This is a genomic window from Mesorhizobium sp. M1E.F.Ca.ET.063.01.1.1, assembly GCF_003998155.1.
Lineage (GTDB): Bacteria > Pseudomonadota > Alphaproteobacteria > Rhizobiales > Rhizobiaceae > Mesorhizobium.
Window position 1 is genome coordinate 1 of the sequence record NZ_RZSC01001304.1, and the last position, 915, is coordinate 915.

Consider the following 915-nt stretch of genomic DNA (forward strand, 5'->3'; position numbering starts at 1 on the left):
GACGAAGGCGGTGGCCATGAAGGACGCCACGGCGACGAACGAGCGCGGTGACAATCGCGCGCTGCCGCAAATGCCGTGTCCGCTCGGGCAACCGCCGCCGAAATGCACGCCGACACCGACGAGAAAGCCGCCGACGACAAGGGCCAGCGTCGGCACCGGCACATTGAATTCGATATCCTTGCCGGCGAGCCGGATCAGCAACGGGGCGCCGATTGCGCCGGCGAGAAAGGCAGCGCGCCACTTCCAGTCGGCGGACACTGGCGGGATAACGCCGGTCAGTATCCTTGTCATTCCCGCAATACGGCCATGCAACGCCATCAGCAGCACGGCCGACAGGCCGATGAGGGTTCCGCCAAGCAGGGACTGGAAAGGCGTGAAGACGGTCATGGAAAGGTCAATCCGCGTCGATCAGGAGATCATCATTCAGCAGATAGACTTTTTCGCATGGGAATCCAGCCGGAAATGGTCCGGCTGGAAAAGGCGGCGTTGGCCGTTTCGCCGCGCAAGCCCGACGAGCTCGGCTCAGCTTCCCAGGATCGCGCCTTTGATCTGCGTGATGTTGTTGTGCATCATGTCGATATAGGTCGAAGCCGGGCCGTCGGAACCGGACAGCGCGTCCGAATAGAGCGTGCCGCCGACCTTGACGCCGGTTTCGCCGGCGATCTGCTCGATCAGCCGCGGATTGGTGATGTTCTCGATGAAGATCGCGGCCGCCTTATCCTGCTTGATCTGCTCAACCAGCTTGGCGACGTCGGCGGCCGAAGGCTCGGAATCAGTCGAGATGCCCTGCGGCGCCAGAAACGTCAGTCCGTATTCGTGCTCGAAATAGCCGAAGGCGTCATGCGAGGTTATGACCACGCGTTTCGCCTCGGGGATCGACTGGATCGCCGCCTTCACCTCGCCCTCCAGCGCATC

Annotated in this window: 2 protein-coding genes; both read right to left on the reverse strand. The window is 62.5% G+C overall.

Annotated elements, in window-relative coordinates; translation table 11 throughout:
- On the reverse strand, nucleotides 1-387 hold a 387-nt coding region (locus EOA29_RS38120), incomplete at its 3' end, for a YeeE/YedE thiosulfate transporter family protein (RefSeq protein WP_127222497.1).
- A 135-nt stretch (nucleotides 388-522) separates the two neighbouring features.
- Nucleotides 523-915: zinc ABC transporter substrate-binding protein (locus tag EOA29_RS38125; RefSeq protein ID WP_189479149.1), on the reverse strand; the 393-nt coding region annotated here is incomplete at its 5' end.